The sequence below is a fragment of the Haloferula rosea genome (assembly GCF_016595525.1).
GTDB classification, from domain to species: Bacteria; Verrucomicrobiota; Verrucomicrobiia; order Verrucomicrobiales; family Akkermansiaceae; genus Haloferula; species Haloferula rosea.
This window is the reverse complement of sequence record NZ_JAENII010000023.1, coordinates 1-21,035: the sequence shown is the minus strand read 5'-3', so window position 1 is coordinate 21,035 and position 21,035 is coordinate 1. Positions and strand designations below refer to the sequence as shown.

General features: G+C 61.8%; 15 protein-coding genes. 4 read left to right on the top strand and 11 right to left on the bottom strand.

Translation table 11 applies throughout. From position 1 onward, the window contains the following. Positions 1-293: 293 nt before the first annotated feature. The 3 genes from JIN81_RS18275 to JIN81_RS18265 all read right to left on the bottom strand — a co-directional run bounded on the left by JIN81_RS18275 (position 294) and on the right by JIN81_RS18265 (position 4,862). Positions 294-1,829: a sulfatase-like hydrolase/transferase gene (locus JIN81_RS18275; RefSeq protein ID WP_343217949.1), complete on the bottom strand. Its 1,536-nt coding sequence runs from the start codon at positions 1,827-1,829 to the stop codon at positions 294-296. A 151-nt stretch (positions 1,830-1,980) separates the two neighbouring features. Continuing rightward, positions 1,981-3,468 carry a sulfatase gene (locus tag JIN81_RS18270; protein WP_343217948.1) on the bottom strand — a complete coding sequence of 496 codons (1,488 nt, stop codon included), beginning with the start codon at positions 3,466-3,468 and terminating at the stop codon, positions 1,981-1,983. Positions 3,469-3,626: 158 nt separating this feature from the next. Continuing rightward, a complete protein-coding gene (locus tag JIN81_RS18265; RefSeq protein ID WP_200283382.1) occupies positions 3,627-4,862 on the bottom strand; it encodes a glycoside hydrolase family 99 protein in 1,236 nt (411 codons plus the stop codon). A 277-nt stretch (positions 4,863-5,139) separates the two neighbouring features. Here JIN81_RS18265 and JIN81_RS19545 point away from each other — a divergent pair, with 277 nt between their 5' ends. From JIN81_RS19545 to JIN81_RS18245, 4 genes are all read left to right on the top strand, one after another. Continuing rightward, on the top strand, positions 5,140-6,807 hold the full coding sequence (locus tag JIN81_RS19545) for a sensor histidine kinase (protein WP_200283380.1): 1,668 nt from the start codon (positions 5,140-5,142) through the stop codon (positions 6,805-6,807). A gap of 6 nt (positions 6,808-6,813) precedes the next feature. After that, complete coding sequence (locus tag JIN81_RS18255) at positions 6,814-7,446, top strand: response regulator transcription factor (protein ID WP_200283378.1); 633 nt, start codon at positions 6,814-6,816, stop codon at positions 7,444-7,446. Between the two features lie 283 nt (positions 7,447-7,729). Further along, complete coding sequence (locus JIN81_RS18250; protein WP_200283376.1) at positions 7,730-9,094, top strand: Gfo/Idh/MocA family protein; 1,365 nt, start codon at positions 7,730-7,732, stop codon at positions 9,092-9,094. A 33-nt stretch (positions 9,095-9,127) separates the two neighbouring features. Further along, positions 9,128-9,781, top strand: a complete 654-nt coding sequence (locus JIN81_RS18245) for a 3-keto-disaccharide hydrolase (RefSeq protein WP_200283373.1) — start codon at positions 9,128-9,130, stop codon at positions 9,779-9,781. Between the two features lie 15 nt (positions 9,782-9,796). On the opposite strand, the gene JIN81_RS18240 is transcribed toward JIN81_RS18245, so the two are convergent. The 8 genes from JIN81_RS18240 to JIN81_RS18205 form a co-directional block, all read right to left on the bottom strand. Next, a complete protein-coding gene (locus tag JIN81_RS18240) occupies positions 9,797-11,260 on the bottom strand; it encodes a sulfatase (protein ID WP_200283370.1) in 1,464 nt (487 codons plus the stop codon). A 7-nt stretch (positions 11,261-11,267) separates the two neighbouring features. Beyond that, positions 11,268-12,278, bottom strand: a complete 1,011-nt coding sequence (locus tag JIN81_RS18235) for a type 1 glutamine amidotransferase family protein (RefSeq protein WP_200283367.1) — start codon at positions 12,276-12,278, stop codon at positions 11,268-11,270. Then, positions 12,275-15,184 (bottom strand): PVC-type heme-binding CxxCH protein, encoded by a 2,910-nt coding sequence (locus tag JIN81_RS18230; RefSeq protein WP_234045456.1) that lies wholly within the window; start codon positions 15,182-15,184, stop codon positions 12,275-12,277. The genes JIN81_RS18235 and JIN81_RS18230 overlap by 4 nt, the downstream gene beginning before the upstream one ends. Positions 15,185-15,385: 201 nt before the next feature. Beyond that, a complete protein-coding gene (locus JIN81_RS18225) occupies positions 15,386-17,494 on the bottom strand; it encodes a DUF7133 domain-containing protein (protein ID WP_200283362.1) in 2,109 nt (702 codons plus the stop codon). 86 nt (positions 17,495-17,580) lie between these two features. Beyond that, positions 17,581-19,056, bottom strand: coding sequence for a sulfatase family protein (locus JIN81_RS18220; protein ID WP_200283359.1), 1,476 nt, complete (start codon positions 19,054-19,056; stop codon positions 17,581-17,583). A gap of 64 nt (positions 19,057-19,120) precedes the next feature. Then, a complete protein-coding gene (locus JIN81_RS18215) occupies positions 19,121-19,885 on the bottom strand; it encodes a 3-keto-disaccharide hydrolase (RefSeq protein ID WP_200283358.1) in 765 nt (254 codons plus the stop codon). A 304-nt stretch (positions 19,886-20,189) separates the two neighbouring features. Next, positions 20,190-20,432 carry a sulfatase-like hydrolase/transferase gene (locus JIN81_RS18210; protein WP_234045448.1) on the bottom strand — a complete coding sequence of 81 codons (243 nt, stop codon included), beginning with the start codon at positions 20,430-20,432 and terminating at the stop codon, positions 20,190-20,192. Between the two features lie 267 nt (positions 20,433-20,699). After that, the coding region (locus tag JIN81_RS18205; protein WP_200283354.1) for a discoidin domain-containing protein at positions 20,700-21,035 on the bottom strand (336 nt) is incomplete at its 5' end.

Below are 21,035 nucleotides of genomic sequence, written 5' to 3'. Positions count from 1 at the left end.
TCGAGCCATTGATCGTCTGCGGATGCGGCCCGCCATGAGGTCGCGGGATCTTCGTCGTTGGCTTTGAACGCTTCAAAGCCGGGGATCTTCTCAGTGGCGATGTGCACCGACCCCGGCCTGCGCGTTGGAATCCTCACGCGGCATCCGGAGGAAACGGATCGATTGCGGATCCCTGTTCTGGAAGAATCGCCGCGGTGCCCACCCCTTGTTCATGGGGCCGGATCGACTTTCCTCCCCCTGAAATTCCCGGAACCTTGGATGTGTGGGATCTTGCCACCGCAAAGAGAATCCCGCTACTCGAGATCCTCCTTCTTTTCGTCTGCATCAAGCGCCCGCCGACCCGTGAAGGGTCCCCAGCGCGAGCGCTTCTCGTAATCGGGATCCTTCCGGTAAGCGGCGGGATCGTGTTCGGGATTGAGCTTGGGCAGGCGCGCGTCCACTTCCCCCAAATAGGCCATCAGATCGTCGTGGAGCTGCTGATGGATGGCAGGCCGCTTCAAGGCGATGTTGTAAACCTCACCCGGGTCCTCGGAGAGGTCGAAGAGCATGGGAAAATCAGGTCGCTCGTAGAAATGCAGCACTTTGTGTGAACCGGAAACGACGGCCGAGTGCGGCACGGTGGTCCGATAGTGGGGGTAGTGAAAATAGAGACGGCGATTCAAGAACCCTGCGCTGGGTTTCTCACCTGCGAGGAATCCCGCCAGACTGATGCCATCGACATCCTCGAGGTCACCCGGCTTCCCTCCGGCCCACTCGAAAAAGGTCGGGAGGAAGTCGTAGTTGACCACGTTTCCGGGGAACATCGAGCCCGGCATGATGCCGGGACCGCGGGCGATCATCGGCACCCGGATACCGCCGTCCCACACCCACCACTTGGTGGCGTGCAGCGGCTGGGTGAGGCCCGGGAGGAAGGAATGGCGGTACCCGTTGTCGGCCGCCAGGACGACGTAGGTGTTGTCCTCGATCCCGAGATCCCGGATCCGGTCCAGCACCGCGCCGATCCGGCCATCGAGATCCTCGCCCATCCCCAGCCAGATGGCGGGATCGTCCTTGCGCTTCACCGTGTCGGCCGTCACGCCCTTCTTCTTGTAGTAGGCCTGCACGGCGGGATGACGGGTGTATTTCTCACGGGTGGCGGGGAGGCATTCCCGCCCCTCGTGCATCGCGTAGTGGGAGATCTGCAGGTAAAATGGCGTGCCCGCCTTGACCTGATCCTCGATGAATCCGATCGCCTTCTCGGTGACGCTGAACATGAGCTTCGGGTCGGTCAGGTCATCGGGCAGCCGTTGCTTGCCCGCCCCGGAGACGGTGTTGCCGGGGGTGTTGCTCGTGTCCCCGTCGTGAACCACGTAGCCTTCCCCACCAGGGTCGCCGCGCATGTGCCACTTCCCGATGTGTGCGCTGACGTAGCCGAGCGGTTTGAGCACCTCTGGGATGGTCGCCGTGCCGGGGTCGATTGTCATGTCCGACACGCAGCCCACCACCGGGAAGCCCTTGAACGATTGGGCGTCGAAATAGTCCTGGCCCTTGTCGTTCATGAACACCGTGAAGCCACTGCGCGGCGAGGACTGGCCGGTCTGCACGCAGACCCGCGCCGGTGAACACTGCGGAGACCCGTAGGCGTTGCGGAACTTCATGCCCTCGCGGGCGAGTCTTTCCACGTTCGGCATCCGCAGGACCGGCATCCGCGAGTTCTCCATGCCGTCGTCCATCGGAACCGGGGAGCCGTTCCACGCCCAGTCGTCGATGTAGAGAAGGATGATGTTCGGTTTGGAATCGGCCGCAGGCGATTTGACGATGAATGCAAGGGATAGAACGAGGCACACCATCCACGCATGCGCGCGGATCCGCTCCATTCGGAGGTTCTTGCGGGCTCCTGCGGCGCTTGCGCTGTCCCGGGGACGCAATTGATCAGGTATTCCCGGTTTTCCGACCATGTCCAGGTTCGTTGTCATCGTATTTCTCCAATCCATTTCCACTTTAAGAACCGCGCGGCTTGCCGGGGCGGCGAGGGGAGTCACGCTTTTCGTCCGGGGGCGTTGCTGATGGCTCCCAGCGAAAGCCCGTTCCCTCGATGATCAGTTCCTTCCGTCGGTTCAGCTTCCGCTCGTGGGGCGCGAAAGTTTCGGGAGCCGCGCGCTTCAACTTGCGGATCAATTCCTGATGCACACCAGGCCTTTGGAACAACAGGTTGTTCCATTCGTTGGGGTCTTTCCGGCGATCGTAGAGTTCCTCACCGCCATTCGGGTAGTAGATGTATCGCCAGTCGCGATTGATGACCGCGTAGCCGCCGGGATCCATGTAGGGCAGGAACACGTCGCGGTCCGCCGCCGAGGTCGGGGCCTTCAATGTCTCCGCGAGTGATTTGCCCTCCAACTTCTGTGGTGTTGCCGGCAGGCCGCACAGGTCGAATAGAGTGGGATACATGTCGATCAGGCTCACGGTCACGTCACTGACCGCGCCCTTTGCGATCCCCGGACCGGCCCAGATGAAGGGAACGTTCGAGGTTCGCTCCCAGAGGGTGTGCTTGCCCCAGTCTCCCTTCTCGCCGTGGTGGTAACCGTGATCGCTCCAGAAGACCACGATGGTATTCTCGGCGTAAGGGCTCTTCTCAAGCGCATCGAGGATCCTGCCGACCAGCGCGTCGGCATAACTCATGCAGGCAAGGTAACCGAGGATGGCGTCGTCCACCGCATCGATGGCCACCAACCGGTCGTGGTGGGCCTTCCTGCGGTTGGACTTCTGACGCCGGATGGTCTCGGGAAGGTCATCAAGATCGTCGTCCTTGATCGGCGGCAGCGGGATCTTCCTGCCCTCGTAGAGCTTGAAATACTTATCCGGACAGTAGTTCGGAAAGTGCGGGGTGTAGAAGCCGACGGCGAGGAAGAAGGGCTGGTCGTGCTTCTCGCCGAGTTTCGATACCGCCCAGTTGGCCCGAATGGTGTCGGCGAGATCCTCTTCCCGGTCGTCTGGCACCGCCCCCCACTCGAGGAACAATCCCCCGCCAAGGTCCTTTCCCTTGTTGTAGGTCCGGTTGTAGATGCTCGCAGGAAAGGGATCGGGAAAGGGAAGTTCCTCGCTCCAGTTGTCGAGGCTCCACGCCCGGCGGTACTGGTCGGGCTTGCGCAGGAAGAACTCGGTCCAGCCACGGACATCGACGTGGCCCTCGGGGTGATGGAACAGCTTGCCGCCTCCGAAGGTCGCATAGCCACCTTCCTGCAGGCTGACCTGGAGCGGCCGCAGCTCGGGGCGGTTCACGAAATAGTGCGCGGTCCGGTAGCAGCCGGTGGAGGAGGCATACTGCCCGGAGAAGATCGCAGCGCGCGAAGGGGCGCAGAAGATCCCGGCGGTGTGCGCGTTGGTGAAATTGAACCCGCGCTCCGCCAATCGGTCGATGTTCGGGGTGATGGCCGAGGGGGTCGCTCCAAGGCAGCCGATCCAATCATTCATGTCGTCGACGGCGATCATGAGGACGTTCGGCCGCGGGTCCGCCGCGGCCCCGGAGCATGGGCAAAGGGCCAGCAGCAGGCCCCCGAAACGCAGGATCCGTGCGCCGGTTCGCGGAAACTTGGTGGAGCGCTGCTCGGTTCGTGAGTGGTTCGGATTCATGGTTGGAATGACGACGTTTACTCGTTCCCCTCCGGGACATCCTCGCGATCCCTGGTTTTCGGATCGGTGCGGCGGTAGAGTTCCGGGTCGGCGGGGATTTCGCCTCGCAGCAGGCGCCCACCCTGCCCGGCGAGCCAAAGATAGTGGTCGCTTGGAACGTCCCCAATGTCCACGAAGCGGGCGGGCGGATTTCCGGTCGGCGCATCGTGAGAGAGCTTGAAGATCGCGGTTCCCTCGTCGACCTCGTCGAACATGGCCACGTAGAGCATCTCCGCGCCGCTCTCCACCGACCCGTGGATCATTTCCCAGAAAAACCTTCCTCCCTGGCGCGATATGTGATCCAGCGCGCTCTCCTCGCCCTTGAGATTGTGCCAGCTGAATCCGGGATAGACGCAGGGCGCGTAGTCGAGGCCCCGAGTCCGGCACCATGCCAGGTCATCCCGGACCTGCGACCGGAACTTCTCCCGCTCCCGGCCCTCAAGCGTCCTGAACCGCCCGACCATCCACGGCAGAACCACGTCCGCCTTCTCCATCAACTCATGGAGGTAAGGGTCGGCGCGGGTGTCGGCCCGCAGCGTCCGGAAATGGGTGGGCACCCCGAGCAAAATACTGCATCCGCCGTACTCCGGATCGTCGCGGAGGAAGTCGATCAACTTGTCGACCCCGATGTCGCGGATGTCGTAGTCGCGGCCGGTGAAGCCCAGCCCCCAGATCGCCACCAGCGGCTTTCCCCGATGGTAGAGGTAGCTCTGTTCCCGGCTCCGCGAGGTCGCCTTCAGCTCATCGACGATCTCCTTCCAGTCCTGGATCACCGACGCGCAGTCCTGGCCGTTCGGTGCGATGCCGGACAGGTCGTACATCACCGCCACCGCCCGTTGGTGCCGCTCGGCGGCGGTCAACGCGTGGCCGAGAATCACCCTCCCTTCCCGGCGCCGTTCTTCGGTCGTGGTGACGCGGAAGAAGCGCTGCATGAACGCACCGTCGATGCCGTGTTCCTTCATCCAGCGGAAGTGGGTATCGACCGTGCCTGCGTCCCATGAGCTGAACACCCGGGCCGATTCGCCATTCCCGAGCGTGAAGGGCGTCTCGTAGGTTTTCGGGTAATCCGAAACGTCGGGCCAGAGGTCGATGCTCACGTGCTCGGAGTCGAACCGTCCCCGCTTGCCCCAGTGCACCCAGCGGTTCCCGGAGCCGTCGTCGGGCGTTCTGAACCAGCCCTGATATCCGGCCATGACACGTCCCTCGTAGGACATGAACCGCGAGGAAGGTGAGTGCTTCGTGCCCGCCGATGCAGTCAACGACGCGAGAAGAAAGACGCACCCGGCCACGAGGGACCGTCCGGCGTAGCCGTTGATGGCCATCGACCCTCGCCGTGGCAGCGTTGCAGAACCGATTCTCTGGGAGCTGTTCAAGGTTCGGATTAAAGATTCCGAGCGTTTTGACTACTAGTCCCCATTTCGGGGACTCGAATGAAATCGCTTCGATAAATCGCAGCGGGTCGCCTATCGTCCGCGGAGCCCGATCCTCCACGTGTCACAAGCCGCAAACACCACCAACCCCGGCTCCTCCTTCTCTGCTGCGCTCTTGCGCACGGTGGCGATCGTCGCGCTCGCCGGTGCGGCCACGGGAGAGACTTCATCGACCACCATCGAGGCATTTGCCGACGAAACCCGGTTGGTCCCGCAGGACGAAACCGCGCTCGCTCCGCTGAACGCATCCTCCCTCCAGTTTCAGGTTGTCCCGGCCAGCCTGCGAGTGCGCTACCGCCTCGAGGGGGCGGACAAGACGTGGCAGGAGCGAAGCGGAACCATGATGTTCGTCGTCCGCTTCATCGACAAGGAAGGGAATCGGATTCTGCACCATGACTTCGCTGCCAAGCACGCGACTCCCGGCTGGAGCGGGTCGGACGCCCCCTTTGCCTTCGTTTCACGGAAGGAAACCCTGCGAGTCCCCGAAAGCGCCGAATATCTCTCGGTGGCGGTTTCCTCCTCCGGTCCTGTGAGCGCGGTCGGCGTCATCGCGATCCGCGGAATCACGATCCGTTCGCTGCCCAACGCCGACCGACCGGAGCGATGGCTGATGCGCGAGGCGCTCGGGCCGGATTCCCGCCCGATCCGCTGGAACAAGGCCGGAAGCCGGCCAACCATGGGTTCACTCATTCATCCGGACGGCCAGCGCGACTCGCCGCCGACCTTGCTCATCGTGGACGACGACCCTGAGGCGCATGCCGACATCGCGAGCGGGCACTACGAACTCCCGGCGCTTCGGCCTGGCGAGCAACTCGAGGTCGAATGGCAGGAAGCCTACTCGGTGGGACTCGGCGGCCCCTTCGAGCTCGACTACGAGCGGCTTCCGGCCGCCGACTACCGCTTCCTCGTCGAGGAGCTCACGATCGACGGCATCCCCACCGGACGGACCTCGGCCCTCGTGGTGGATGTCCCCGGCGTGTTCTGGAAGAAGTGGTGGTTCTGGCTCGGGTGCCTGGCGGCAGTCGGCAGCCTCGTCGTGCTCTGGGCCCGAGCTCTTGTCCGGCGAAGAATCCGACGCCAACTCCGGCACGCCCGGCTGCTCTCCGACGAGCGACTCCGCATCGCCCGGGACCTCCACGACGACCTCGGCACCCGCCTTTCCCACATTTCCCTCGTCGGGGCCAACGCGGAGGCCGTCACCGCCGATCCCGAGTCGCAGGCGGCTTTCCGCCAGATCCGCGAACTCACCGGCGAACTGGTCGGTGCCCTTTCGGAATCGGTCTGGATGCTCAACCCGAGAAACAGCGACCTTGAATCGTTGATCAACTACCTGTGCCGCCTCGTCAGCGAACTTTGCCGACTCGCGGGCATCCGCTGCCGGATCGACGACGCCGGTCTCGAGCACAACCACCCCATCAGCCACGAGTTCCGCCATAACTTCTCACTCGCGGTGAAGGAAACGGTGAACAACGCACTGCGACACGCGGAAGCATCCGAGATTCTCATCAAGATCCGGATCGACCGGGGAAACTTCAGCGTGTCGATCAGCGACGACGGTGTGGGAATCCGGGAAGATGCGGAAAGCCCACCGGGAGACCCCGGAGGAAGCGGCCTCGAGAGCGTGCGCCAGCGCATGCAGTCGATCGGGGGCCGATGTGGCATCTCGAACCTCGATCCCCGCGGCCTGCGAGTCGTGTTGACAGCGCCGGTCCTCATGCGAGAAGGATAGGATCTCATGGCTTTCCATCGAAAAACCGTGGTCGTCGTGGAGGACGATCTCCGCCTGCAGGAGCAACTCGTGAAGATCCTCGAACGTCCGGACGACATCGAATGCCTCTACGCGGTCTCGTCCGGGGAGGAGGCCCTCTCCCGCATCCCCTGTGATCCGCCGGACGTGGTCCTCATGGACATCAAGCTGCCGGGACAATCGGGAATCGACTGCATCCGCTCGCTGAAGAAGGGCAATCCCGAAATGGAAGTGGTGATGCTGACCGCCTACGACGAGGAGGACAACATCTTCCGGGCCTTGAAGGAGGGTGCGAGCGGCTATCTTCTCAAGACCAGCAGCCCGGACGACATCTTCAACGCCATCCGCGACGTGTTCTCGGGAGGCGCGCCCTTCTCAAGCCACATCGCGCGCAAGGTCGCCCAGCATTTCCGGAAGGACCGCGAGATCGAGGACGAGAACCAGAAGCTCTCGGCGCGGGAGCACGAGGTTCTCGGCCTGCTCGCCTCCGGCTACATCTACAAGGAGGTGGCGGACGAACTGGACATCACGATCGAAACGGTCCGCACCTACGTGAAACGGATCTGCCAAAAGCTCCATGTCCGGAGCAAGGTCGAGGCGATCATCAAGTACCGCGCCTGACCGGCTGCGGACCTCCTGCAATCCGATCCACAATCGCCCTTCGGCAAAGGGCACGGGTCCCCGCAGTGGACGGAGAATCCACGCCTACCGCGGCACAGTGTCCCCGCTTTGGGGACTTGTGGACAAGGGAGCCAATGGTTGTTCTGAGATGCCTGACAGCTTCGCAAGACGCCCATCGGTCTGCTGAGTCCTTCAAGCCGCCCGACGCCAACCACCGGATCGAATCCACTTGGTGAACCTCGCGACCAACTCAGGCTTCCGGATCCCTTTCGCTGCAATGATCATGATCGAACGAACCAAACGTAGGGACTTTCTCCGTGCCAGCCTGTTGGCCGGTGGGTGTGCCCTGATCAGCAATCACCGTGCGTGGGCCCAGCGGTCTTCGAACCGCAAGCTCAAGGTCGCCCTCATCGGCGCCGGCGGGATCGCGAAGACCGCCTTCAGTGACTGCGCCCGGGAGATCGTGGTCGCCATCGCCGATGTCGACCAAAAGCAAGGAAAGCCGGGCTTCACGAAGTTCCCCAACGCCAAGCGCTACACCGACTTTCGCAAGCTGCTCGACACCCACGAAAAAGAGCTCGACGCCGTCATCGTCAGCACCCCCGATCATACCCACTTCGCGGCCACCTATGACGCCATGCAACGCGGCATCGCGGTCCAGACCCAGAAGCCGCTCACTCACGATCTCTGGCAGGCCCGCACCCTGCAGAAGGCCTACCAGAAGTTCAAGGTGCCGACCGTCATGGGCAACCAGGGCCACACGATGGAAGGCATGCGATACATCCGCGAATGGTACGAGGCGGGACTCGCCGGCGAGATCGTGGAGGTGCACGCCTGGACCAACCGGACCACCAAGAACAACACCAACGCGGCGCGCTCCAAGGACCTGCCCGGCATTCCCGTGCCGAGCCACCTCGACTGGGATCTGTGGCAGGGTCCGGTTCCGGAGAAACGCCTCATCGAGGGTCTCGTCCCTTCCGGCTGGAGGTGGTGGTGGGACTACGGCCTCGGCGGTCTCGGCGACATCGGCTGTCACACCCTCGACATCCCGGTCTATGCCCTCGGGCTCGGCATGCCGGTATCGGTGCGCACCGACAAGAGCATCGATTTCAGCCGGGAATCGGGCGGCAAGACACCCAGACCCGAGGCCATGACCTACATCTATGAGTTCGAGCGCGGCGGGGGCAAACCGAACCTGAAAGTCTACTGGTACGAAGGCGGCCACTTGCCCCGTATTCCTGGCTCACAGACGGGGAGCAAGACGATAGGAGGGGGCGGCTGCCTCCTCGTCGGCGAGAAGAACACGATCGTCTCCCCGGGGATGCGCCCGACCAGCCCACGGATGGCCGAGAACTGGGAGGAGATCCGCAGAAACCTTCCCGCCAAGACCATCCCGAGGGCGATCGGCGGTCCAATCAAGGAGCTCTTCGCCACGATCCGTGGCGAGATCGAGAAACCCGGCTCGGACTTCGATTACGCCGCACCGCTGACCGAGATCGTGATCCTCGGCACCCTTGCCATGCGCAGCGGAAAGGAAGTGCGCTACCAAGCCGAGAAGATGACCTTCGAAGACCCCTCGCTGAACCCGTACATCAAAGCCCCCGTCCGTCCCGGCTGGGACTACGGTGCCGATCTTTGGAATGACTGAAGCCCCCGGACATCCCTCCGCCACCATCGCATCATGTCTATGAAAACAAGTCTGACAGCCGGCCTTGCCGGCCTCCTGTTTCTCGTCGGTCCACTCCAAGGCGAAGATCCCGGGTGGATCGAGCTATTCGACGGCAAGACCCTCGACGGATGGTCCAAGACCGGCGGCGATGCCGTGTTCAAAGCCGAAGGCGGCGCGATCACCGGAAGCGGCGCCAAGAAGACGACCTTCCTAGTCACCAAGGAGGACTATGGCGACTTCGAACTGGTCTTCGAATACAAGCTGCACGACCTCGATCTCAATTCCGGCGTGCAGTTCCGCTCCGAACGCACTCCGAGCCGTGAGCGGGTCAATACCCTGAAGGGCCCCCAGATCGAGCTCACCAAGTCCCCCGGCCGCTCCGGCCTGATCTTCCGACAGGGCGGCGGCGCGTGGATCACGCCCGAGGACAAATTGGTGCGGAACTCGGCCGCCAAAAACGGCGAGTGGAACACCGTGAAACTCCGGGTCGAAGGTCCCCGGATCCAGACTTGGATCAACGGAATCCTCATCAACGACTCGGTGAGCGAAGAGGATCAAAAACGATATGCGAGCGGTGCCATCGGACTCCAGGTCCATGGCATCCGGGACTACGACGGCACCCCCCGCCGGGCCTCGTGGCGTGGCATCCGGCTCAAGAAGCTCTGAGAGCGGACCCGATCGTCAGGGATTGCCACGCTTCTTTTCCTTCGACTTCTTTCCCCCGCGCCGGTCCGCCAGGGCACTGGGCAAAGGAGCGGCGGGATCCTTCGGCAGAGCGGCCCGGAGTTTCCCGATCACCGATGCATATTCCGGATTGTCGATCTGGTTGGTCCATTCATGAGGATCCTTGGTGGTGTCGTAGAACTCCTCTTCATCGGTTCCGTAGCGGGTGTAGCGGCCGAGTTCGTGGCGGATGCTGATGTAGGCCAGGTCGGTTTTGCGTTTGTCGCAAAGTCCGGTGATGGCGGTGCTTTCCCACGTAGCTTTCGGGTCCTTCAGCAGGGGAACCAGCGAACGGCCATCGACGTAGTCGGGGGGCGTCAGGCCGCAGAGCTCGGCGAGGGTCGGGTAGATGTCCTGCAGGGAGACGAAGCGTTCGGAGCTGCCGCCGGCTTTGGTGACTCCCGGCGCACGGAACATGAGCAAGGTATGGGTTCCCTCCTCCCAGAGGGTGGTTTTCTGCCAGTGGTGTTTCTCCCCGAGGTGGAAGCCGTGATCGGTGAAGAAGACGACGATGGTGTTGTCCTTGTAGGGGCTTTTCTCGAGAGCATCGAGAACGCGCCCGATCTGGGTATCGACGTAGGTGGTCGTGGCCAGATAGGCCTGCACCGCTTCCTTGTGTTTTCCCGACTCGATGACCTTGTCGGCAAAGCTACCGATGCCGTCGCTCACCGCCCTGGCGAGGGGAGGAAGATCGTCGAGGTCGTCCGCCTTGATCTCCGGGAGGACGATCTCGTCCAGCGGATACATGTCGAAATACTTTTGCGGGACATACCAGGGCATGTGGGCGTTGAAGAGGCCGTAGGCCAGGAAGAACGGTCTTTCATGCTTCCTCTCCAGGATCGCGATGGTCTTGTTCCCGCCGCCGGTGTCGTTCATTTGCTCCTCGGTGAGGTGGATGGGGCCCCAATCCTGCTCGCCTCCGCTGAGTCCGGCCAAGGGGTGACCGGGCGGCGCCGAGTCCCTTTTGTGGCCGATCTTCTCGTCCCAGTGTTCCTTCTGGTCCCAGCCGTGGGTGATCTTGCCGTAGCCGAAGGTGCCGTAGCCTGCCTTCTTGAACAAGCCGGCCAGGGAGAGCACCGCATCCTGGTTCAGTGCCGCGCTTTTGCCGATGGTCTGCGCGTTGTTGTAAATGCCCGACTTCCATGGGGCCACTCCCGAGAAGAACGCGGTGCGGGACGGGCTGCACACCGGAGCCGCCGTGTAGGCATACTTGAAATTGACCCCGCTTTCGGCCAAGCCCTTCAGGCTCGGAGCAATGACCTTGCCGGTGTAGCGTTCCGGATTCTCCAGCAGCCACGAATTCAGGTCGTCGGAAATCAGGAACAGGACATTCGGCTTTGCCGTGGAGGATGCGGCTGGTGGTTGTTCTTCAGCCTGAATCGAGACAAGCAGCAGTGCGAAGAACAGATAGGTTGCTTTCATAGGGGTTTCAATCGGCTGATTTCGGCATGATGGGCGATTCCCATCCCGCGAGATCGGAGGGCTTCACGTTCCTTGCCTCACCCTTGAAGGAAAACTTGCGCGGCTGGTAGGGGCCGACGAAGGAGAAATCGAGGTCGGGCTTGATTTCCTTTTCCATGCCGATGGCCCAGAGCGTCCCGTTGAGGATCATGCGGCGGTAGTCGTCGTCGAGAAAGTCCTGTGACGCGCCCTGGGTGCTGTGGAAAACGCGGTGCATGGAGCCGTCCTTGGCGGCGTATTCGCGGGTCCAGGTGCATGGCATGGGTGGTTTCGATGCGTCCGCTTCCGCGTCCGGATCCATGGAAACGAGCGGCTGCGAGGTGGCGAGGACGGTGAAGTCCGGCGCGGCTTTTCCCACGTAGGCTCCGGCGTGGGTGAACGCGGCCTCGCCGATACCGGTCAGGATCACGTGGCCGCGTTGTTCGGGCACGGTGACGACTCGAGTGCCCTGGACATGGTTTCTTCCATAATGTCCCACCCAGGTGTTGCCCAGCACCTGGTGGCCGAAACCCATTTCATAACCGGTGGCCCTTGATTTGAAACTATATCTGGCGTACTTCGATCCCGCCGGGATCTTGAACGCGTGGGACGAGGTGCGCAGTCCTACGACGGGGCCGCCGCGTTCGAGGTAGCTTTCGATGTGCGCCATTTCCTCGTCGGGGAGATGGAGGAAGCGGGCGAAGATGAAGAAAAGGTCCGCTTCCCCGAGGGCCGCGAGTCCGGAGACCGTGGAAGAGCCGGCCTTGATGAATCCCTGCTTGTCCACACCGAATACCACGGTGCATTTGAAGCCCATGCGTTTGGCGAGAATGCGGGCGAGGGCGGGACAGGTTTCCTCGGCGCGGTATTCGTGGTCGCTGGCGAGGAAGACGATGTGCTTGCCGACGCCCGGGCCGACCTCACCTTCATAGACGATGGAGGAGGCCCGGGCGGCGGTGGCGGCGACCGCCGTGGTGAGGAGGATGCGGATGAGTTTCATTCGGATGGTTCGAGCGGGTGGTCCTTGAGGAGTTCCTCGGGTTCCCAGAAAACGGAGCGGTCGCTGGTTGCTTTGCGGACTTTTTTCACCGTGCCGGCGCTGACCGGGGCGGCCTTGTTGCCCCAGGAATTGCGGACGTAGGTGAGGACGGCGGCGATTTCCTTGTCATTGAGGAGGGAGCCGAAGGCGGTCATCGGCGGGACGCCTTTTCCCGGGTCGTAGGTCTTGCCGTTGACCTCGATCCTGCCGTGGAGCCCGTGGAGGACGATCTTGGCGAGGCGCTCCTCGCTGCCGGTGACCCATGGGGTGCCGACGAGCGGCGGGAAAGCGGGATCGAGGCCCTTGCCGTCGGTTTGGTGGCAGGTGGCGCAATGGGCCTCCCGGTGGAAAACCTCCGCGCCAAGTTTGTAGGATTTCGCGCCCTTTCCCTCGAGGTGGCCGGGAACCTTCACTTTCACTTTCTTTTCGCGGGCGTCGGCGATCACGCTGGGCATGACGGCTTTGGTGGCATCGGCCGGGCCCCAGAACTGTTTCACCATGGCGGCGGCATTGCGTGCGTGGGGTTCGGGGGATTCGAGCATTGCGGCGAGCAGATTTTCGTCGCGGATGTTGTGGCGTTGGTGCCACCAGAGCGCTTCCAGCAGAGGATGGGCGTCCTCCGCCTTTTTCGGGTCGAACTGCTTCATCCACGCGAGCATGGCGGGCTGGACCTCGGCCAGGGCGCGGGTGTCGAGCTCGATGCGGGCGCGTTCACGGACGCCGTCGATGGGGTGCTTGAGCACTTCGATCAGGGTTGCGACCGGCTGGCCGTGGATGGCGACGGGTTCCTGGAGCGGGCGGTCCTTTCGGATCATGCGGAAGATGTGGCCGTGCTTCCTGTCGCGCTTGGGATCACGGATGTTGTGCTGCATGTGGCCGATGATGACGTTCTGCCAGTCGGAAATGTAGAGCGCGCCGTCGGAGCCGAACTTCGCGTCCGTGGGGCGGAAGTTCTTGTCGTCGCTACGGACGAAATCGGGTGTCGGCTCGCCCCAGATTTCGCCTTGCTTGAAGGTGTTCCTCCCGGAGGTGTGGCCGTCGCGGTGGAGTTCGTAGCGCTTGACGCCGAGATACCCGATCACGTTGCAGATCAGGAAATCCTGCTGCAGGTCGTCGGGGAAATTCGCGCTGGAAACGATGGTGCTCGAGGGCACCGGACGCACCTCCTTGTTGATCAGCGGGAACATATTGAAGCCGTCGCCATCCGGGCGCACCTGGTAGGCGCGCCCGCCGGTGCCGTCGGTGGCGAAGAGATAACCCCAGCGGTCGAAACTGGTTCCGTGCGGATTCGGTTTGTTACCGGCGATGAACTGGATCGTGTGGCGGCGCGGATCGAAGCGATACATGCCGGAGGCGGTCGAAGCGAGCGACGGTCCCCAAGGGTGTTCGTAATTGTGCTGGAGGAAAATGCCGCTCTGCCAGTAGAGACCGCCGTCCGGGCCGATGGTGAAATTGTTCGCAGCGTGGTGGGTGTCGGCGGAGCCGGTGGCTTGCAGCAGGACGATGCGGACATCGGCCACGTCATCGCCGTCGGTGTCCTTGAGGAAAAGGATGTCGGGCTGCGAGCAGACGATCACGCCACCGCCCCAGAATGCGAAGGCGAGCGGGTTGTGGACTTTCGCGAACTCGATCGCCTTGTCGGCCACGCCATCGCGGTCTTCATCCGGCAGGATCAGCAGGCTGTCGTTCATTTCCGTCAGCGGCTCCCATTTCGGATAGGTTGCCCAGCAGGCTGCCCAGAGGCGGCCCTTGGCATCGACCTGCATCTGCACGGGATTGGTGAGGGCGGGGAACTTCGATTCGTCGGCGAAAACATTGACCGCGAAACCCTCGGGGACATGGAGTTTCTCGAGGCTTTCGGCGGCGCTGAGGTAATCGGTGCTGCCCTCCTTCCGGGGATTCGAGCTCTTGCTGCCGCCGCCGACGTTGGAGATCACCGGAATGGGTTTGGGCACGTTCGAGTCATCGACCTTGTGATCCTTACCCTGGGCGACGGCGTGGATTCTCTCATCCCGGTTGGCGGTCATCACATCGAGCATGGACATCTCATGCTGCAGCACCTCGGCATTGGTCTGGCCGTTGACGAATTCAAGCCGGGAGCGCCCGCCCCAGATGTCGTTTTCGTCGGTGGCGCGGAAGCGGTTGTGCCAGTGCCAGTTCTTATCGAGCACCGCTTGGCGCAGCGGCTCCATGGCGGGTGTGGAGGAAACGGGTTTTCCCAGCACGGCAGAGGCGATCACCTCGCCGAGCTGGCGGTTGCCCTCCGGAAGCAGATGCACGCCGTTGAGCGTGAGCGGGGATTTCGCCTTTTCGTAGAGCGCCTTCGATGGGGTGAAGAGATCGACGAAGGCAACGCCTTTTTCTTCGGCGACCTGTTTGATCGCCTCCGTGTAGAGGGTGAGGTTCGCGTTGTTCTCGGAGCCGTCGGGCAGGAGCGGATCGCCGAGATCCTCATGCGCGATGGGTGAAAACAGGACGATGCGCGGTTCCGTTTCGCCGTTGAACTTCGCGGCCCGGTAGTCGTCGATCATCGTGGCGAGGTCGGCCTTGAAGGCGGCGAGTTTCTCCTGTCCTCCGAAGGACTCGTTGTAGCCGAAGAAGGCGAGAACCACATCCGCCTTGCAGTGGGCGAGGATGGTTTCCACCGATGGCACGCCTTTGCTTCGGGGGCGTGATGTTACGGTATCCCCACAAACAGCGAGGTTGCGGAAGATGATGTCTTTCCCCGCCAACCGGCTCTGGAGAATCGTCTCCACCCATCCGTCGTGCTGCATCCTGTCGGCGAGGCCGTTGCCGATGAGGCAGACGGTGTCGCCCTCCTGAAGGGGTAGCTGGGCGGATAGCTGGACGGCGGAGTACAGGCTCATTGCCACGAGGCAATGAAGCAGTCGGGTAGATCGGGAAATGGAGTTTTGGGTCATGTTCGGTGTTTCTGAAACTGTTGTTTTGGCGGGATCCTTCCTGTCTGGCAGGAACACAGAGCCTCCCTTTCCGCGCTAGCGGAAGAGTGAACCAAGCACCCATCCCATCCGCCAGTCCCCAAAGTGGGGACGATGGGCTCTTCTGCCTTACCTTCCCCGGAGTTCCTCCTGCGTCCAGGGTTCCTCCCGGTCAGAGTGCTTTCCGCGGTAGGCCTTGATCTCGTCCGCAGTGATCGCATCCGCCTTGTTGCCCCAGGCATTGCGGACGTAGGTCAGCGTGTCGGCCATCTGCCTGTCATTGAGGAAGTGATGGGGTGGCATGATCGGCGGGACGTCCTTGACGGCTTTGCCGTTGACCTGGATCGGACCGGTCAGCCCATGCATCGCCACCGCGATCAACACATCCGCATCCCCGTTCACCCAGTCGCTCTTCATGAGACTGGGGGCGACGTTTTCCAGGCCCCTGCCGTCGGGCTGGTGGCAGGCCGCACAGTACTCGCCGTAGATGACACGACCAGCCAGGTAGGTCTTTTTCAGTTTCTTGTCCTTCGAAACCCGGCGGGGAGCCTTGTCCTTGTAAACCGAGGAGGAACGATCGGGATAGCCCCTCGTTGACAGGTCCCCGGCGTACGAGGCGACAAGGTCGGTCCTGTCTCCGGCCAGCGCCTTGGCCGCCGACACGAACCTTTCGGGGAAGACCTCGGGCTGGGCGGTGGCCTCGCCGGCAAGACGGAGCGCCGTCAGCTTCACGAACCAGTCGTCGTCCCCTAGTCCCGCTTTGATCAACTCGGGATCCAGCTTGCCAAGGCCCGCCAGGGTCCACATCGCGTGCACCTTTCCCTGGGGGTGGCCGCTGGTGGCCAGTTTCAGGATGTCCGGAACCAGATCGTCGCGATCCCCCTCGACGATTCGCTTCTGGCTATTAATCCGCCACCAGAGGTAGGGGTGGGAAAGACCCTCGACGAGGCCTGTCGGGGCCGTTTCCCGTTGATACGATTCGGGAACGACCCGCCAGATGCGGCCCTTGCCGATATGCTGGTCAAGCTCACGCTCCACGGACTGGCGCTGGAGATAGCGGGTCAGGAATCTCTTGTCCTGGATGATGCCCCGGTTGAGATCGACGATGTAGAGGCAGCCATCCGGTCCGAAGAAGCCGTTGACCGGCCGGAAGCGCTCGTCGGTGCTGGCGATGAACTCGCGCTCGGTCCAGGTGTCGTCGGGATAGAGAAGGTGCTCGTATTGGGTGGTCTGCGGCATCGGCGCATCCGGTCGGAAGGCACCGACCGTGTTGGTTCCCGGGCTGAAGCTAAAGATCGTCCCTTCCCACTCGCGTTCGAAGGCTCCGTGGCTGTGCACGGCCAGGCCGCTGATCGAGGTGACGCCGTTGATCCGGCCGTCCTCCTGAATCATCCCGGGTTCGTAGGCGCGGTTGAGCGCCGTGTTGACCCGGATCGCCCGGACGCTCCGGGTCGGAGCCTTGGAGGAGCCGTAGAGGCCGTCATAGATCTCCGAGTCTGTGAAGAACCAGACGCTGTTCGAGTTGTAGTAGAGTCGGCCATAGGCGTCCGAGTCCATGCCCCACTGACCGCGTGACTTGGTGGGCTCCGAGACGAGCTTTCCGCCGTCCCACCGAAGGCGCCGATCGGACTTGGCGTTATACATCCAGTTGTCGATCGCATAGTGCAGGCCGTTCTCGGCGTGCTCGATGTTCTTGGGTGCCGACGTCGCGTAGTCGATCAGCGGAGTTTGCCTGTCGGCGACGAGATCACCATCGGTGTCCTCGCAGAACACCAGCTTGCCACTTCCCAGGGCCACGAGGGCGCCTCCTTGGACGATCGACAGACTGCGCGGGTTGACCACCTCGTCGAGGAAGGTCGTAGCCTTGTCCATCCGGCCGTCCCCATCGGTATCCTCGAGCACCTGAACCCGGCTGATCGGGTCGTTGGAGTTCGAGCCCGCGGCGTCCATCATGTAGGACTGAAACTCGCAAACCCAAAGGCGGCCCTGGAGATCGAACTCGGCGAACACTGGATCCTTGATCATCGGGTGAGCAGCCACCAGCTCGATGCGGAAGCCCGGCGCGACCTTGAAGCACTCTGCCGACTCCTCCGGTTCGAGGAACGGTGCCGGATCAGGCGCCCACTTCCGCCAGTTGTTAGAATCCATCGGATCCCCGCTCTTCTTCTCGTCGCCACGGACGGAGGAGAGGGCCAGGACTCCGGCAAGTATGGCGGGAAAGGAGGAAAGGAGTTTCATTGAAGTATGGCGATTGCTCTCCAAGACTTGCTTCGTGGGTGAAAGCGGTTGGAAGGCCCAGGGCTGGTAGATGGGGTTGTTGTTGCCTACTTCTTGGCCTTCTTCTTTGGGGCACTCTTGTTGATGTCCTTGGCGTACTCCGGGCGATCCCTCCATTCCTCAAAGAATGGCTTGTAGCGGTCGTCATTGACCCATTTGTGGCGTTGGGCATAGGTGTCAAGGGGCAGCACCCTGCCTTCCGGATAGTCCCGGCCTTCGATGCTGGCATCAACGGTGGCGCTCCATTCCAGAAAACGCGTTTTCATCTGCTCGAACAATTCGGGATGTGCTTTGGCGATGTTGTTCGCTTCCGACGGATCCTCCTTGAGGTTGAATAGCTCGAATTCCTCACGGTTCAGCTTGCTGGTATGCAGCTTCATCTCATTATCAATCAAGGCGCACTGGCTTCCATGCCGGAAAAAGACAGGGGTCGCCCTCTTCTCCTGCTTGCCTTTGAACAGCGGGTTCAGGCTGATGCCATCGATGGGCTTCACGAAGACTGTATCCGGCAGGTCTAGTATCTCTGCTATGGTCGGGAAGATATCCATCGTACTCGCCGGGTAATCGGTAATCCGTGGCTTGATGACTGCTGGCCATTCGACGATGCCTGGCACCCGTATCCCGCCTTCCCAGACACTGCCTTTGAATCCTTTGAGTCCGCCGACGGTATCAGGCTTGATGTTTCCCAATCCGCCATTGTCGCTGTTGAACCACACGATGGTGTTCTCCGCGACTCCCAGCTCACGCAGTCCTGCGCGCAACACGCCCACCGCGCGGTCAAAGGCAACCAACTCGCCGTAGTGGTTCTTGCTCCGCTCACTCAGATTCTCGAAGGCTGCCTTGTCTTCCTCGCTGGCGACCGATGGCGAATGAGGTGAGCCGTCCCAAATCACCGCCAAGAAGGGTTTGTCTTCCTCCACCGCCTTCTTCATGAAATCCAGGGCTGCGTCCACAATGATGGCCGAACTATCCCCCTTGAGCTCAACAAACTCACCTTTGCGGCTCATGATCGGATCCAAGTCAAAATAGTTGGTCACCGACAGCCATTCCTCGAAGCCGAACGCCCCTGGATTGTGTTTGTCATCTCCGAACAGCGGCACTCCAGGACCTATCGTGCCATTCAAATGCCACTTGCCGAAGTGTCCTGTGGTGTAGCCATCACGCTGAAGCGCCTGTGCCAAAGTCTTCTCCTGTAGGTAGAGAGCGCTGCCATGCGACTTTGCGCCAGTTCGATTTGCATTTCGGCCGGTCAGCACACTCGCCCTCGTCGGCGAGCAACTGGGAGCGGCTGCATAGAAGCGGTCAAAGCGCAAACCATCCGCGGCCATCGCGTCGAGATTCGGTGTCTTCAGCACCGGATGGTTGTAGTATCCTGTTTGTCCCCATCCCTGGTCATCGGTCATGATCAGCACGATGTTCGGCTTGCCAGGTGTCTTGCTTGCCGCATTGAGGCTGGCTAGTCCCAGACAATGGGTAAAGGCAATGAGAGAGCCGAGAAAAAGATGGAAGCTTGGCATGTTCATTTCAGCAAGTTGATTGAGATAGCTTCTAGAATTCAAAAGTCGTAAGGGATGAGATAAGAGAAGTTCAGAGTTCCTTGACCCGGATATTTCGGAAAAGGACAGTGCCTGCCTTGCCGGAATGAATCTGAAGTCCGAAGAATCCCTTCATGTGCTCAGCAGACTTCCAATGGGCCGCGGGCACCCCGTTGATCCAGGTTTTGATGCTGTTCCCCTTTGCCATCACCGTGACGCGGTTCCACCGGTCCGGAACGATCGCCTTCCGGGCCGCTTTGTGTGCGTCGAGAACGAGCGGATAATGCCAGCCTCCCGCTTTCTCCCCGTAAATACCTCCGGACCATCCTCTCCCCTGGGAGGGGCTTTCCATTTCGACCTGGGGACCGAAAACCACCGATTCTCCTATCTTCTTCCCGGGCTTGGTCTGCGCCCGGAACATCACGCCGGTATTCCCCTCGACTTCCCACTTCATCTCGACCGTGAAGACAAAGTCCTGATAATCCCTACGGGTTGTGGAGAGAAATGCGTTACGCGATCCCTTGACGCAGGTGCCGGTGATGACCTCACCGGATGCTTCGAAGGTGTGGTGCCCGCCGAGCACTGTCCAGCCCGACAGATCTCCATCTCCTTTATACAGGCTCGTGAATCCGGCAGTGAGGTCGGGTTCGGGGTCCGTATTGATCGGCAGTTGCTCAAGCTTCTCAATGCTCGCTGCGGCATCCTTTTTGAATTTGCCTTTGATCCAATCGAGTTGGTCGGGATCGGTAATGGGAGCGGCCGACGAGGTGAGGGAAACGGCAACCGCAAGGCTGACGAGGAGAATCAGGTTTTTCATAGGGAGTGTTTTCGATTGATGGTTAGCCGCGGTCTGCGAGCGGGGGGCTATGGCAGCATCGTGGATGTGGCAGGGAAGGGGCGGATGGCACTCAACCGGAGCGAATCGACCACCTGGCGAAGGGATCGCAGGTAGCGTCCAGCGTGGCAAACGGGCCGTCGGCCTCGCTCTCGTTGGGCGACGCGAGCCTGCCGGACCACGAAACTTTGCCGGTGGGAGCCATGGAACAACGCCTGCTCCGTCGCAGCATGAAGACCTTGGAGACACGAGAGAGCGAGAACCAGAAGGGTGAGGCAGGTGGTTTTCATGGCGTGTCGATCCCGCAGGAGTCGTGCAGGCATCGGGAGTTCGGCGAGCAGATCGGCGCCGCCGCGTAGAACCGTTCGAAGCGGATGCCGGAAGTCGCCATCGCGTCCAGATTCGGCGTGTTGAGAAAGGGATGTCCCCGGTAGCCTACCTGCGCCCAACCCTGGTTGTCGGCCATCACCAAAACCAGGTGAGGCCTTTCGGGCTCAGCCAATCCGCTGGAAACGAGACCGAGGATCATGAAGAACGACAGAAGCACTTGCCGTAATGACCCGGCTTCCGAGGCCGCTGGACGGGCATGGGTTTCCTTTCTCCGTTGCATAAGGTCAGATCGCGGGCCTGTCGTGATCGCTTCCTGAGAGGACGATCTCCCGTTGCCAAGGCCGACCGTAGTCAACCAAGCCCGCATGCCTGGCACCAGTCCCCAGAACGGGGACACGCTCGTTCTTCAGAACACCGGCGTGCTTGTGGTCAGCTCTCACTCGATCCTCCGAACCCGCCTGGATCGTCAGCGAACAATCTCGAACTCGGCGATCTCCGGGGAACCCTTCGGAGAACTGAGTAGTAGGCGGCACTTGGTCGAGGTGACTGGCTCGAAGGAGTGCTTTCTCCCGACACCGCACTTCTGGCCGCCTGCGACGTCCTTCCAGCCATCCTCGGTCCAAACCTGCACCCGGTAATCGTCGATCCGGTTGCCGACTTCATCGATCTGCACCGAGCGGAAGGTCTGGGGCTTCACCCAGGCGGCCTCGAGCCATTGATCGTCTGCGGATGCGGCCCGCCATGAGGTCGCGGGATCTTCGTCGTTGGCTTTGAACGCTTCAAAGCCGGGGATCTTCTCAGT

Coding starts and splice junctions, on each gene's coding strand:
- JIN81_RS18210 (WP_234045448.1), bottom strand. CDS start 20,432: ATGATCCTCGGTCTCGTTTCCAGCGGATTGGCTGAGCCCGAAAGGCCT.
- JIN81_RS18240 (WP_200283370.1), bottom strand. CDS start 11,260: ATGAAAGCAACCTATCTGTTCTTCGCACTGCTGCTTGTCTCGATTCAG.
- JIN81_RS18275 (WP_343217949.1), bottom strand. CDS start 1,829: ATGGTGTGCCTCGTTCTATCCCTTGCATTCATCGTCAAATCGCCTGCG.
- JIN81_RS18235 (WP_200283367.1), bottom strand. CDS start 12,278: ATGAAACTCATCCGCATCCTCCTCACCACGGCGGTCGCCGCCACCGCC.
- JIN81_RS18220 (WP_200283359.1), bottom strand. CDS start 19,056: ATGAACATGCCAAGCTTCCATCTTTTTCTCGGCTCTCTCATTGCCTTT.
- JIN81_RS18230 (WP_234045456.1), bottom strand. CDS start 15,184: ATGAGCCTGTACTCCGCCGTCCAGCTATCCGCCCAGCTACCCCTTCAG.
- JIN81_RS18270 (WP_343217948.1), bottom strand. CDS start 3,468: ATGATCGCCGTCGACGACATGAATGATTGGATCGGCTGCCTTGGAGCG.
- JIN81_RS18225 (WP_200283362.1), bottom strand. CDS start 17,494: ATGAAACTCCTTTCCTCCTTTCCCGCCATACTTGCCGGAGTCCTGGCC.
- JIN81_RS18255 (WP_200283378.1), top strand. CDS start 6,814: ATGGCTTTCCATCGAAAAACCGTGGTCGTCGTGGAGGACGATCTCCGC.
- JIN81_RS18250 (WP_200283376.1), top strand. CDS start 7,730: ATGATCGAACGAACCAAACGTAGGGACTTTCTCCGTGCCAGCCTGTTG.
- JIN81_RS18265 (WP_200283382.1), bottom strand. CDS start 4,862: ATGTCCTACGAGGGACGTGTCATGGCCGGATATCAGGGCTGGTTCAGA.
- JIN81_RS18215 (WP_200283358.1), bottom strand. CDS start 19,885: ATGAAAAACCTGATTCTCCTCGTCAGCCTTGCGGTTGCCGTTTCCCTC.
- JIN81_RS18245 (WP_200283373.1), top strand. CDS start 9,128: ATGTCTATGAAAACAAGTCTGACAGCCGGCCTTGCCGGCCTCCTGTTT.